A 13,347-nucleotide genomic window follows, 5' to 3' on the forward strand; every position below is an offset into this window, starting at 1 on the left:
GACGGTGATGCCCTCCGCAACACCAGTCGATTCCGTCAGGCCGGTCTCCGGACTCTCGACGCCGATCCGCTCGCCTTCCCGGGAAAACCCAGTGGCCATTGCGGGGCTGCAACCTGGCTGCGGTCGATTACCGTTGCGGGGGCAGTGCCGGGATTGCTCGTGAGCGCACCGGCTTCCCGATTATCGCCGGCGAATACCGGCGCACCTGATGGAAAGAAAAACGCCGCGCACCTTAGTGCACAGCGTGTTGAATCTCAAGCAAGTTTAGCTGCGGTGCGCTTGAGCATCGCTCATGTGCGATGGGCGGATCAGGCCCGCGCCGGCTCTCGGCGGATGTCACCGCTGGCATCGGCCGTACGCTGTGCACCGTTCTGATGGCCCAGGCGGCTGGCGGTTTTGTGCAGGTCGAGCACCAGCTGGGCCAGAGTCTGCGCGGCCTGGCGGGTTTCATCGGCGCTTTGGCTGCTGCGCTCGGCCGCACCGGTGATGGCCTGGGCCTGGTCGGTTACCGCCTTGACCTGCCCGAGCTGTTGGCGCATGGACTGACTGATCTGGCCGAGCCGGTCCTGCATGGCCTCGACCTCGCCTTGAATGCGTTGCAGCGCAGCGTTCGCCTCGTGGGAGCGTGCCACGCCGCGCTGCGCCGCCTCCTGGCAGGACCGCATTGCCGCCATGGCCTGCAGCGTCTGCTGGCGCACGCTTTCGAGGGTGCCGGCGATTTGCTGGGTCGACTGGGCCGTACGTTGCGCCAGGCCGCGTACCTCGTCGGCGACCACGGCGAAGCCGCGGCCGCTGTCACCGGCGCGCGCGGCCTCGATGGCGGCGTTGAGCGCCAGCAGGTTGGTCTGGTCGGCGATGGCGTGAATCGACTCGGTGACGTGCTGGATTTCCTCCGTCTGCCTGTTAAGCGCCTGCAGGGCCTGGCTCGACTGTTCGATGCGCGCGGCCAGTTGGCCCACGTCCTCGGCGTTCTGGCGCACCGCCTCGCTCCCCTCGCGGCTCATCTGCAGGGCCTGGCGCGAGGCGCTTTCGCTATCGAGGATGTGTTCGGTGGCGTGGCCGATGCTGTGGTTCACCTCCAGCATGGCCCGCGCGGTGGACACCGCCGCAGCCTGGCCCTGGACCGCGCACTGGGATGCGTTGGCCGAGGTTTGGCCGAGGGCGTCGGAGGTGCGCCGCAGGGCATCGCCGGCGGCGACGATGCCCTGCATGGTGTGGTCCATCTTGTCGACGAAACTGTTGATCCAGCCTGCCAGCGCGCCGGCCTCGTCGCGGCCGAAGTCTGCCACGCCGAGGCGGTTGCTCAGCGGCGCGCCGCATTCGGCCGTCTCCAGGAAGAAGTCCGACAGCGCCTGCAGCTTGCGCGCCCGCGGGTGCAGACTGAAGGCCCAGAAGGCGCCCAGCAGCAGGCCGGCGGCGGCAAAGGTGAGGGCGGCCGCCTGCTGTGGCAACTGAGCGTCGAGGGCCATCTGCAAGCCGCCGAGGGCGCACAGGCCGAGCAGCAATTGGCGGCTCAGCGAGTAGCTGAAGCCGCGCCGGCGATAGACTTCCTCCAGGTCGCCCTCGCACATCATGCCCCAGGTATCCGGCGAGCCGGGTAGACGCAGGGTCAGACCGGCACCGATCACCGGTACATGGCGGTAGTCGGGGTATCCCGGATAAAGCACGAACAGGTTGCTGCCGTGGCGGATGGTCTCGCGCACGCCGGGGTGCAGTTCGCCGGTGGCCGGGGCGGTGAAGCGCAGTTCGAACTCGGTGTGTTTCTGCACACGAATAGTGCCGAACGGAGTGCGAATGCCCTGTTTCAGGTTGTCGCCGCCGCTGAAGGTGGCGTCCTCGAAGCGCGAGCGTGACAGCGCGGTGCCGGGGGCGATGCTCGGGTCGTAGGCGCTCTGCACCATGAACAGGTAGTTGTCACCGGAATCACGGTAGACGTGGCCGGCCTCGCGCTGGATCAGGTCGCTGAGCACGTCGTTGGGAATGCGCGCGCACAGGCAGCCGACCACCCGGCCAGCGTGGCGCAGCGGCTGGTGGAACATAAGCGTCACGGCATCGTGGAACTGGGAAGTAGTGGCGCCGAGTTGCAGGGTCAGCTCATCGACGTAAGGGCCACGCAGGAAGGGCGCCCGCATGCCGGCGGCGACGGCGTCCGGATCGTGGCGCTGGCCTGCCCGTGGCCTATGGCTGGAGGCGAGCACGCGGCCGTCGCCGGCCACCACGAACAGCTCGGATATCTCCGGCATGTGCGCTCGCGCCTGCTCCAGGGCATCGTTCGACGGTCTCGGCCAGGCCTGGCCGAGACCGTCGCCGATCAGCTCCAGAGCCTGCCAGTGCTGGCGAGCCCAACCCACCAGCAGCTCGACACGGCTCTGCGCCAGGCCGGCGAAGGTTTTCTCGATCTGAGCCGCCTGGCCGCGGTTGAGCAGCCAGGACCAGCCCAGCGCCACCTTGCCGTTGCGCCCCAGCCAGGGCAGCCAGCGGCGCTCGTGATCCCTGAAGGTCATTCGATGACTGAGCAGCGGCATACATGACTCCTGCCGTCGCGGACGGCCCCGTTCCTTGTTGTTATCCGGGACAACAGTGCAAGAAGCAGGCCGGTGCGAGGCGAGGGGTCAGGCGGTGAGCAGGGCGAGGCGCTGGCGGATGGCTGATTCGATGCCGGCCTGGTCCAGGCCGCATTCGGCGAGCATCTGCGCCGGCTTGGCGTGTTCCACGTAGTAGTCGGGCAGGCCCAGGTGCAGCAGCGGCTTGAGCAGGTTCTCCGCGGCGAGGAATTCGCTGACCGCGCCGCCCGCACCGCCCATCACCGCGTTTTCCTCGAGGGTTACCAGCAGGTCGTGGCTGCCGGCCAGCTCGCGCAGCAGGGCTTCGTCGAGGGGTTTGACGAAGCGCATGTCCACCACCGTGGCATCCAGCGTCTCGCCGACCCTGAGGGCCTCGCTCAGCTGTACGCCGAAGGCCAGCAACGCAACGCCCTTGCCCTGGCGGCGCACCACCGCCTTGCCGATCTCCACGCCTTCCAGCGCCGGTTCGATGACTGCGTTGGGGCCGCCGCCGCGTGGGTAGCGCACGGCCGCCGGGCCCGGGAAGTGATAGCCGGTGGTGAGCAGCAGGCGCAGCTCGTTTTCGTCGCTGGGCGTGGCGATCAGCATGCCGGGGATGCAGCGCAGATAGGAAATGTCGAAGCTGCCCGCGTGGGTCGGGCCGTCCTCGCCGACCAGGCCGGCGCGGTCGATGGCGAACAGCACGTCGAGATGCTGCACGGCCACGTCGTGGATCAGCTGGTCGTAGGCGCGCTGCAGGAAGGTGGAGTAGATCGCCACCACCGGCTTAGCGCCGTCGCAGGCCATGCCGGCGGCCAGGGTCACCGCGTGCTGCTCGGCGATGGCGACGTCGAAGTAGCGCTCGGGGAACCTGTCGGCGAAGGCCACCAGGTCGGAGCCTTCCTTCATCGCCGGGGTGATGCCGACCAGTCTCGGGTCTTCCTCGGCCATGTCGCACAGCCACTGGCCGAATACCGCGGAATACTTGGGCCCGGACGCCAGCTTCGGGGCGACCGGCGCGGTGGCCTTGATCGGCTCCAGCTTGGTGATGGCGTGATAGCCGATGGGGTCGACCTCGGCCGGGGCGAAGCCCTTGCCCTTCTTGGTCACCACGTGGAGGAATTGCGGGCCGTCCAGGTCGCGCATGTTGCGCAGGGTGGTGATCAGGGTCGGCAGGTCGTGGCCGTCGATGGGGCCGACGTAGTTCCAGCCCAGCTCCTCGAACAGGGTGCCGGGCACCAGCATGCCCTTGGCGTGTTCCTCGACCTTGCGCGCGATCTCCCAGGCGCCGGGCAGGCGCGAGAGGATCTTCTTGCTGCCCTCGCGCATGCTCGAATAGGTGCGGCTGGAGATGATCTTGGCCAGGTAGTTGGACAGGCCGCCGACGTTCTTGGAGATCGACATGTCGTTGTCGTTGAGCACGACGAGCATGTTGGCCTTGACGTCCGAGGCGTGGTTGAGCGCCTCGAAGGCCATGCCGGCGGTGAGCGCGCCGTCGCCGATCACCGCCACGGCCTTGCGCGGGCTGCCCTGCATGCGCGCGGCGATGGCCATGCCCAGGGCCGCGCTGATGCTGGTGCTGGAGTGGCCGACGCCGAAGGTGTCGTATTCGCTCTCGCCGCGCCGCGGGAAGGCGGCCAGCCCGTCCTTCTGGCGCAGGGTGTTCATGCGCTCGCGACGGCCGGTGAGGATCTTGTGCGGATAGGCCTGATGGCCGACGTCCCACACCAGGCGGTCTTCCGGGGTGTCGAGGACGTAGTGCAGGGCGATGGTCAGCTCGACCACGCCGAGGCCGGCGCCGAAATGCCCGCCGGTCTGGCCGACGCTGTACAGCAGGTACTGGCGCAGCTCGTCGGCAAGCGTTTCCAGCTCGCTTTCCGCCAGGCGGCGCAGGCCGTCCGGTGTCTCCGCGCTGTCCAGCAGGGGCGTGGCGGGGCGCTCACGGGGAATCTCGTGAAAGGTGGTCGACATCAGGCGAATCGTTATAGGTGTAAAAGATGCGGCAGTTTACCTGAAGCGCCGCTCGCTGCCCAAACTGCCATCGGTCTGCTGCGGCCCCGCGGGGCGGGCTGTGCTGGTGTCGGCGGTGCGCGCGGCGCACCCTGCGGTCGCTCCGGCTTAGGCGCTTGGGTAGTGGCGGCCGAGGAACTCCAGCAGCAGGGCGCTGACCTCTTCTCCACGCTCGCTCTGCAGCCAGTGGCCGCAGCCGGGCAGCAGGTGCTGTTCCAGGCGCGGCACCTTGGCGGTCATGCGTTTGAGCGTCGGCGCCTCGAAGCGGCCAACCGGGTCGCGTTCGCCGAGCAGGAACAGGGTCGGTTGCTCGACCTGTTCATCCGCCAGGTGCTCGGTGCGCTGCCAGTTGCGCTCGAAATTGCGGTACCAGTTCAGCGCGCCGTGGAAGCCGCGACCGGCGAAGGTGCGCTCGTACACGGCGAATAGCTCCGGCGGGCACCAGGCCGGCAGCGGCAGGTCGGTGAGGCCATCGAACAGCCGTGCGTCGGCCGGCTTGTCGGCCAGCAACGCGCCCTCCAGGCCGCCGAGCAGCAGGCGCAGGCTGCGGCCGATGTCGGCGTCCAGCTCGGCCTCGGCCAGGCCCGGCTCCTGGAAGTAGAGGATGTAGTGGAAGCGCCCGGCGTAGGCCTCGCGCATCATCTCGATGGCCGGGCGCCTGGGGCGCCCACCGAACGGCACGGACAGCGCGCCGAGTGCCTGCACCCGCTCGGGCTCCAGCAGGGCCAGGTGCCAGGCCACCGGCGCGCCCCAGTCGTGGCCGACCACCGCGACGTGGGTCTGGCCGAGGGCGTCCATGGCGCCCTGGATATCGCCGCACAGGGTGATCAGGTCATAGGCGGCCGGGTCGCTCGGCGCGCTGCTCTGCCCGTAGCCGCGCATCTCCGGGGCGAACACCCGGTAGCCGGCGGCGGCCAGCGCCTCGATCTGCGGGTGCCAGGCATACCAGCACTCGGGGAAGCCGTGCAGCAGCCACACCGGGCGGCCGTCGGCCGGGCCGGTGCTGTAGAGGCTGAGGTCGATGCCGTTGACCGCCAGTAATTGGTGCTCGATGTGCATGGTCATGCTCCTACCAGGTGTCGACGAAGGGCCGCTTCTTGCCCGTACGCGGTGCCGGGGCGGGCGCCGCATTGAGGCCGCGCAGCAGCCAGGCGCGGCTCTCGGCCGGGTCGATGACGGCATCGATCTCCAGGTAACTGGCCATGTTCAACGCCTTACCGTTGGCGTAGGCCTTGCCCACCAGCTTGTCGAACAGCGCCTGGCGCGCCGCGTCGCTTTCCTGCGCCGCCAGCTCCTTGGCGAAGCCCAGGCGCACCGCGCCTTCCAGGCCCATGGCGCCGAACTCGCCACTGGGCCAGGCGGCGGTGAACATGGGCGAGTGGAAGCTGCCGGCGGCCATGGCCTGGGCGCCCAGGCCGTAGCCCTTGCGCAGCACCAGGGTGAAGAAGGGCACGGACAGGCTGGCCGCGGTGACGAACATGCGCGACACATGGCGCACCGTGCCCTGCTGCTCGGCCTGCGGTCCGACCATGAAGCCGGGGGTGTCGCACAGCGAGACGATGGGCAGGTCGTGGGCCTCGCACAGCTGCATGAAGCGCGCGGCCTTGTCACCCGCCACCGCGTCGATGGCGCCGCCCAGGTGGGCCGGGTTGTTGGCGATCAGGCCGTACGGCTTGCCTTCGATGCGAATGAAGGCGGTGATCAGGCTATGGGCGAACTGGCGGCGCAGCTCCAGCACGCTGTCCTCGTCGGCCAGGGTGGCGATGACCTGGCGGATGTCGTAGACGCGCAGGCGATTCTCCGGGATCAGGTGGCGCAGCTCGCGCTGGTCGGCGCAACGCCAGTCGGCCTGGTGGCCCTGGAAATAGGACAGGTACTGCCTGGCCACCCGTACCGCCTCGGCCTCGTCCTCGACCAGCACATCGATCACCCCGTTGGGCCCCTGCACGCTGGTGGGGCCGACGTCCTCGGGCTTGAAGCTACCCAGGCCGCCACCCTCGATCATCGCCGGGCCGGCCATGCCGATGCTGGCGTTGCGGGTGGCGATGATCACGTCGCAGCAGCCGAGCAGCGCGGCGTTGCCGGCGAAGCAGCGGCCGGAGACCACGCCCACGGTCGGCACCAGGCCGGAGAGCTTGGCCATGCCGACGAAGGTGTGGCAATCCAGCCCGGCCACGCCGACGAAGTCGGTATCGCCGGGCCGCCCGCCACCGCCCTCGGCGAACAGCACCACGGGCAGGCGCCACTGCTCGGCCAGGGCCAGCATGCGGTCGGTCTTCTTGTGGTTCATCACGCCCTGGGTGCCGGCGAACACCGTGTAGTCGTAGGCGATGGCCATGCAACGCGCGGCCTGCTCGCCGAACTGTGCGGCGCCGACCGTGCCGATGCCGGCCACCAGGCCGTCGGCGGGGCTCAGCTCCAGCAGCTCCTCGGCGGAGCGTCGGCGGCGCTGGGCGGCCAGGGCCATGGCGCCGTACTCGATGAAGCTGCCTTCATCCAGCAAGTCCGCCAGATTCTCACGCACGGTGCGCTGGCCGGTCTTGCGTCGCTTGGCCACTGCCGCGGGGCGGCGTTCGTCGGTCAGCAGCGCGTGGCGCTCCAGCACTTCGGCGAGGTCGGCGCGGATATGTTCGAGGTCGCGGCTCTCCTCGCTGTCGCCACCGGCACCGGCTACTTCGGCCGGCTCGAGAAACAGCAGGGCCTGGCCCTCGGCCAGGGCGTCGCCGGGTGCGACGGTCAGGGCGCGAACGATGCCGCCGCGCTCGGCGCGCACCTCGAATTCCATCTTCATCGCCTCCAGCACGGCTACCGTCTGCCCGGTGGCCACGGCATCGCCCTCGGTCGCCTGCAGGGCGACCAGCACGCCGCTGCTAGGCGCGCTCAGGGCGACGGTGCCGGGCGGGGCATCGACGCCGCGCTGCGCCGCCCGCTCGGCCGCGCCGCTGCCGGCGAAGTAGTGATGTGGATGCGCCGCGCCGTGGGCCGCGAGCAGTTCGCCCAGGTGGCGTTCGACGAAGCGGGTGTCGACCCGGTTGCCGGTCACTTCCTCGCGCTGCAGCAGGTTCTGCAGCAGGTGCAGGTTGCTCGCCACGCCCTCCAGGCGCACCTCGCACAGGGCGCGGTAGGCGCGGCGCAGGGCGCTCGGGTAGTCGGCCGCGGCGGCGATCAGCTTGGCCAGCAGCGAGTCGTAGGCCGGGCTCACCGGGTAGCCGGCGTAGCCATGGCCGTCGACGCGCAGGCCGGGGCCGGCGGGCGGCTGGTAGGCGCTCAGCACGCCGGCGGCCGGGCGCGCGCTGCCATCGGCCAGCAGGGTTTCCAGGTTCAGGCGCAGCTGCACGGCGCTGCCCTTCGGCGTCGGCGGGTTGCTCAGGCCGAGCTCGGCCAGACTGGTACCGGCGCTCAGGCGCAGCTGGGTGTGCAGCAGGTCGATGCCGGTCACCTGCTCGGTGACGGTGTGCTCGACCTGCACCCGCGGGTTGGCCTCCATGAAATAGAAGCGGCCGGGACTGTCCAGGTCGAGGAGGAACTCGAAGGTGCCGATGCCGCGATAGCCGACCTCGCCGGCCAGGCGAAGGGCGCAGGCGATGATCGCCTCGCGTGCGGATGCGTCGAGGTCCGGGCTGGGGGCGATCTCCACCAGCTTCTGGTTGCGCCGCTGCAGGCTGCAGTCGCGCTCCCACAGGTGGCTGACCGTCTGGCCGTCGCCGAGCACCTGCACCTCGATATGGCGGGCGCGCTGCACCAGCTTCTCGACGTACAGCGCACCATTGCCGAAGGCCGCCTGCGCCTCGGACTGGCAGCGCGCGTAGGCCTCGGCCAGTTCCTCGGCCGCGCTCACCGCGCGCATGCCGCGCCCGCCGCCGCCGGCCAGTGCCTTGACCATCACTGCGCCGTGTTCGGCCTGGAATGTCTGCGCCTCGGCGAGGCTGACCGCACGGTTGAGCCCCGGCACTAGCGGTACCGCGCAGCGTTCGGCCAGCGCCCTGGCGGCGGCCTTGTCGCCGAACAGTTCGAGGGTCTCCGGCGCCGGCCCGACGAAGGTCAGGCCGGCAGCCTGGCAACGGCGGGCGAACTCGGCGTTCTCGGCGAGAAAACCGTAGCCGGGGTGTACCGCCGTGCAGCCCTGCTCCAGGGCGATGGCGATCAGCTGGTCCATGTCCAGGTAGGCAGGCACCCCGCGGCCCCTGAGCGGCACGGCGAGGTCGGCCTTGCGCGTGTGCAGGCAGGCCGCGTCGTCCTCGGCGTAGATGGCGACCGAGCGGATGCCGAGGTCGGCACAGGCCTGAGCGATGCGAATGGCGATCTCGCCGCGGTTGGCGATCAATAGGGAGGAAAAGGGCATGGCCGACCGCTCCGGTCTGGTTCTTGTGATGCGGCCATCTTAGGCGCTGGGCGCCGGGGGTAAAGCAAGCCTGATCAGGCGAAAGGCGGGGTATTGATGCGAGTGATGGGGCGGCGCTCAGCTGCGCCGCTCGACCACGTAGCGGGCCAGCTCGCGCAGCGGCTCGGCGCTGTCGCCGAATGGGCGTAGGGCGTGCAGGGCCTGGTCGCGCAGCTCCAGCGCATAGGCCTTGGCCTGCTCCAGGCCGAGCAGCGCGGGGTAGGTGGGCTTGTGGTTGGCTTCGTCCTTGCCCTGGGTCTTGCCCAGGGTGGCGGTGTCGCTCTCCACGTCGAGGATGTCGTCCTGCACCTGGAACGCCAGGCCGACGGCGCGGGCGTACTGTTGCAGCGAGCGCAGGCTGGCCACATCGGCCTTGCCGCTGGCCAGGGCGCCGAGCTGCACGCTGGCCTCGATCAGTGCGCCGGTCTTGTGCCGGTGCATGGTTTCCAGGGCCTGCTGGTCGAGCTCGCGGCCTACGGACTCGAGGTCGATGGCCTGGCCGCCGACCATGCCGGCCGGGCCGGCGGCGCGGGCCAGGCCGAGGACCATGGACAGGCGCAACTCCGGATCGACCGGGTTGCGCCGGGCATCGGCCAGGGCGGCGAAGGCCAGGCTCTGCAGACCGTCGCCGGCGAGGATGGCGCAGGCCTCGTCATAGGCGATGTGGGTGGTCGGCTGGCCGCGGCGCAGGTCGTCGTCGTCCATGGCCGGCAGGTCATCGTGGACCAGGGAGTAGGCGTGGATCAGCTCCACCGCGCAGGCGGCGCCATCGGCACGCTCGAGGTCGCCGTCCAGCGCCTCACAGGCGGCATAGACCAGCAGCGGGCGCACCCGCTTGCCGCCGTTGACCACGCTGTAGCGCATGGCCTGGTACAGGCGAGCCAGCTCGCTGCGGGGGACGTCGAAGAGTTCTTCCAGGGCTGCGTCGACCCGCGCCTGGCAGCGCTGCTGGTAGGCGCCGATCATGCCTGCGGGTCCGCGTCGAAGGGCACTTCCTCCAGTTCGCCGTCGCGCTCGAGCAACTGCTGCACCTTCTGCTCGGCCTGGGCCAGGGAGGCCTGGCACTCGCGGGTCAGGCGGATGCCCTGCTCGAAGGCGCCCAGCGAGTCTTCCAGCGACAGTTCGCCGCTCTCCAGGCGCTCGACCAGGCTCTGCAGCTCGGCGAGGGAGGTTTCGAAGTCGACGGCTTTCTTGCGTGCCATGGGCGGGTCTCGGCGGAAAATGGGGTCGGGCGCGACACTAGCAGAGCGCCGCGTGGCGGGGCAAACCGGCCAGGGGCGAGCAGGTTGGCGATGGCGCCCGCCGCTCGCCGGCGCGGTCAGAAGCGCAGCACTTCGCCGCTGCTGCGGGTCGGTGCGACCAGCGGGATCTTCGGTTCCGCGGCCTGCGGCTTGGCCGCCCGCTGTGGTGCCGGCGTCGGCTTCGGTGCCTCGGCGATCGGCTGGTTGCGCAGTGGCTCGATGGCCGCGGCCAGGCGCTGGGCCAGCTGGCGCAGCAGGCGGCTCTGCGCCTGCACCTGGTCGGCGGTGGTGCCGCTGTGGGCTTCTTCCAGGCGCAGCAGGTGGCTGTCGCGCAGCTGGCCGGAACGGTCCAGCAGGCGCCACTGGGCCTCGAGCACGGCCGGGTGGGACGGGCCGGAGTCCAGGCGGATGATGTTCAGCAGCACCTGTACGTCCGGTTTGAATTCAGCGCTGGTGGGGGCCAGCACGGTGCGCTGGCTGTCCAGGCGCCAGGCCAGCTGGCGCAGCAGCAGCTGGTCGATGTCGCCAGCGAGGTTGCCGGCCCAGCGGGCATCGTCGGCGGCCAGCAGGCTGCCGTCGTTCTGGCGTTGCAGCAGGGATTCGCGCTGCAGGTAATCGGCCACCGAGACGGGGCCGAGCAATACGGATACGCCCTGGGTCTGGCTGGGGATCTCGGCATTGCCGTTGTCCAGCTGATACAGCGGTACCGGTTGGTGCGCCGTGCAGCCGACCAGGCCGAGCAGGCCGGTCAGCAGCAGTATGGTGGGGAGGCGCAGCAGTCTCATCTTTTCACCTGGGCCGCGGGCGGCCGGAATCTACGTCAAGGCCGCACATGATCCGTCAAAGTCGCCGCAGACTCCAGCCCGCGGCGCTCTACGGCACGGCTTGCCGCTGCGCTTGGGCTCAGGCAGGCGCCTCTACCTGCAGCGCATCGACCCGCTGGAAGCCGCGTGGCAGCTTGTTGCCACGCCGCCCGCGCTCGCCCTTGTAGTGCTCCAGGTCGTCGGGCTTGAGCGACAGGGTGCGCTTGCCGGCCTGCAGCACCAGGGTGGCGCCGCTGGGCAGCACGGCCAGGTCGGTGAGGTATTCCTCGCGACTGGCCACGCGTTCACCGGGGATGCCGATGATCTTGTTGCCCTTGCCTTTGCCCAGTTGCGGCAGGTCGGCGACCTTGAACAACAGCAGGCGACCCTCGGTGGTCACCGCCGCCAGCCAGTCGTTCTCGACGCTGGCCACCGGCTTGGGCGGCACCACTTGGGCGCCATTGGGCAGGCTGAGCAGCGCCTTGCCGGCCTTGTTCTTGGCCTGCAGATCCTCGCCCTTGACCACGAAGCCGTAGCCGGCGTCGGAGGCGATCACGTACAAGGCGCTGTCGTCCGGCAGCAGCACGCAGTCGAAGCTCGCGCCCGGTGGCGGGGTCAGGCGGCCGGTCAGCGGCTCGCCCTGGCCGCGTGCGGAAGGCAGGCTATGGGCGGCCAGCGAGTAGCTGCGGCCCGTCGAATCGATAAATACGGCGTACTGGTTCGAGCGCCCCGGCGCGGCGGCCTTGAAGCCGTCGCCGGCCTTGTAGGACAGGCCGGTGGCATCGATGTCGTGGCCCTTGGCGCAACGCACCCAGCCCTTTTCCGAGAGGACCACGGTGACCGGCTCGGTCGGCATCAGCTCGGTTTCCGACAGGGCGCGGGCCTCGGCACGGGCGACGATCGGCGAGCGGCGCTCATCACCGTACTTCTCGGCGTCGGCGAGGATCTCCTGGCGCACCAACTTCTTCAGCTTGGCCTCGCTGCCGAGCAGGGCCAGCAGCTTGTCGCGTTCCTTGGCCAGCTCGTCCTGCTCGCCGCGGATCTTCATCTCTTCCAGGCGCGCCAGCTGGCGCAGGCGGGTGTCGAGGATGTAGTCGGCCTGCACGTCGGTCAGGCCAAAGGTTTCCATCAGCACCGGCTTGGGCGAGTCCTCGGTGCGGATGATGCGGATCACCTCGTCGAGGTTGAGGAAGGCGATGAGCAAGCCTTCCAACAGGTGCAGGCGCTTCTCCACCTTGTCCAGGCGGAACTGCAGGCGGCGGCGCACGGTGCCCACGCGGTACTGCAGCCACTCGGTCAGCAGGGTGCGCAGGTCTTTCACCTGCGGCTTGCCGTCGAGACCGATGACGTTGGTGTTGACCCGGTAGCTGGACTCCAGATCGGTGGTGGCGAACAGGTGGGTCATCAGCTCTTCGGCATCCACGCGATTGGAGCGCGGGATGATGACGATGCGGCAGGGGTTCTCGTGGTCCGACTCGTCGCGCAGGTCGGCGACCATCGGCAGCTTCTTGGCCTGCATCTGCGCGGCGATCTGCTCCAGCACCTTGGCCCCGGAAACCTGGTGCGGCAGGGCGGCGACCACGATGTCGCCGTCCTCGACGCGGTACACGGCGCGCATGCGCACCGAGCCGCGGCCGGTCTGGTAGATCTTCAGCAGATCACTGCGCGGGGTGATGATCTCCGCCTCGGTGGGGAAGTCCGGGCCCTGCACGTGTTCCATCAGCTGTTCGACGCCGGCGCCCGGCTCGTCGAGCAGGCGCACGCAGGCGCTGGCGACTTCACGCAGGTTGTGCGGCGGCACGTCGGTGGCCATGCCCACGGCGATGCCGGTGGTGCCGTTTAGCAAGAGGTTGGGCAGGCGCGCCGGCAGGGTCGCCGGCTCGTCCATGGTGCCGTCGAAGTTCGGCACCCAGTCCACGGTGCCCTGGCCCAGCTCGGACAGCAGCACCTCGGAGTAGCGCGACAGGCGCGCCTCGGTGTAACGCATGGCGGCGAAGGACTTGGGATCGTCCGGCGCACCCCAGTTGCCCTGGCCATCGACCAGCGTGTAGCGGTAGCTGAACGGCTGGGCCATCAGCACCATGGCCTCGTAGCAGGCGCTGTCGCCGTGCGGGTGGTACTTGCCGAGCACGTCGCCGACGGTGCGCGCCGACTTCTTGTGCTTGGAGTCGGCGTCCAGGCCCAGCTCGCTCATGGCATAGACGATGCGGCGCTGCACCGGCTTGAGGCCGTCGCCGATGTGCGGCAGTGCGCGGTCCATGATCACGTACATGGAGTAGTTGAGATAAGCCTGCTCGGTGAAGTCGGCCAGCGACCGGCGCTCCACGCCTTCCAGGCTCAGGTCGAGGGTGTCGCTCATGCGTGCCTCA

Annotated in this window: 8 protein-coding genes and 1 riboswitch; all 8 genes read right to left on the bottom strand. The window is 69.6% G+C overall.

The window, feature by feature from the left end:
• Window positions 1-21: 21 nt before the first annotated feature.
• Window positions 22-224: riboswitch (cobalamin riboswitch) on the bottom strand.
• An 84-nt stretch (window positions 225-308) separates the two neighbouring features.
• Window positions 309-2,525 carry a methyl-accepting chemotaxis protein gene (locus tag NF616_RS07105; protein WP_252272549.1) on the bottom strand — a complete coding sequence of 739 codons (2,217 nt, stop codon included), beginning with the start codon at window positions 2,523-2,525 and terminating at the stop codon, window positions 309-311.
• Window positions 2,526-2,612: 87 nt separating this feature from the next.
• Complete coding sequence (gene dxs, locus NF616_RS07110) at window positions 2,613-4,514, bottom strand: 1-deoxy-D-xylulose-5-phosphate synthase (protein ID WP_252272550.1); 1,902 nt, start codon at window positions 4,512-4,514, stop codon at window positions 2,613-2,615.
• Between the two features lie 147 nt (window positions 4,515-4,661).
• On the bottom strand, window positions 4,662-5,612 hold the full coding sequence (locus NF616_RS07115; protein WP_252272551.1) for an alpha/beta fold hydrolase: 951 nt from the start codon (window positions 5,610-5,612) through the stop codon (window positions 4,662-4,664).
• A gap of 10 nt (window positions 5,613-5,622) precedes the next feature.
• Window positions 5,623-8,895 (bottom strand): acetyl-CoA carboxylase family protein, encoded by a 3,273-nt coding sequence (locus tag NF616_RS07120; protein ID WP_252272552.1) that lies wholly within the window; start codon window positions 8,893-8,895, stop codon window positions 5,623-5,625.
• Window positions 8,896-9,012: 117 nt separating this feature from the next.
• A complete protein-coding gene (gene ispA / locus NF616_RS07125) occupies window positions 9,013-9,900 on the bottom strand; it encodes a (2E,6E)-farnesyl diphosphate synthase (RefSeq protein WP_252272553.1) in 888 nt (295 codons plus the stop codon).
• Window positions 9,897-10,136: an exodeoxyribonuclease VII small subunit gene (locus NF616_RS07130; protein ID WP_252272554.1), complete on the bottom strand. Its 240-nt coding sequence runs from the start codon at window positions 10,134-10,136 to the stop codon at window positions 9,897-9,899. The genes ispA and NF616_RS07130 overlap by 4 nt, the downstream gene beginning before the upstream one ends.
• A gap of 116 nt (window positions 10,137-10,252) precedes the next feature.
• Window positions 10,253-10,960, bottom strand: coding sequence for a PqiC family protein (locus NF616_RS07135; protein ID WP_252272555.1), 708 nt, complete (start codon window positions 10,958-10,960; stop codon window positions 10,253-10,255).
• Between the two features lie 118 nt (window positions 10,961-11,078).
• Window positions 11,079-13,337: a DNA topoisomerase IV subunit A gene (gene parC / locus NF616_RS07140; RefSeq protein ID WP_252272556.1), complete on the bottom strand. Its 2,259-nt coding sequence runs from the start codon at window positions 13,335-13,337 to the stop codon at window positions 11,079-11,081.
• Between the last annotated feature and the right edge of the window lie 10 nt (window positions 13,338-13,347).

This window comes from Pseudomonas subflava, from assembly GCF_023823685.1.
GTDB classification, from domain to species: domain Bacteria; phylum Pseudomonadota; class Gammaproteobacteria; order Pseudomonadales; family Pseudomonadaceae; genus Aquipseudomonas; species Aquipseudomonas subflava.

Bases quoted from the DNA above. Each gene is read 5' to 3' on its own strand.
- NF616_RS07105 (WP_252272549.1), bottom strand. From the start codon at position 2,525: ATGCCGCTGCTCAGTCATCGAATGACCTTCAGGGATCACGAGCGCCGC.
- dxs (WP_252272550.1), bottom strand. From the start codon at position 4,514: ATGTCGACCACCTTTCACGAGATTCCCCGTGAGCGCCCCGCCACGCCC.
- NF616_RS07115 (WP_252272551.1), bottom strand. From the start codon at position 5,612: ATGCACATCGAGCACCAATTACTGGCGGTCAACGGCATCGACCTCAGC.
- NF616_RS07120 (WP_252272552.1), bottom strand. From the start codon at position 8,895: ATGCCCTTTTCCTCCCTATTGATCGCCAACCGCGGCGAGATCGCCATT.
- ispA (WP_252272553.1), bottom strand. From the start codon at position 9,900: ATGATCGGCGCCTACCAGCAGCGCTGCCAGGCGCGGGTCGACGCAGCC.
- NF616_RS07130 (WP_252272554.1), bottom strand. From the start codon at position 10,136: ATGGCACGCAAGAAAGCCGTCGACTTCGAAACCTCCCTCGCCGAGCTG.
- NF616_RS07135 (WP_252272555.1), bottom strand. From the start codon at position 10,960: ATGAGACTGCTGCGCCTCCCCACCATACTGCTGCTGACCGGCCTGCTC.
- parC (WP_252272556.1), bottom strand. From the start codon at position 13,337: ATGAGCGACACCCTCGACCTGAGCCTGGAAGGCGTGGAGCGCCGGTCG.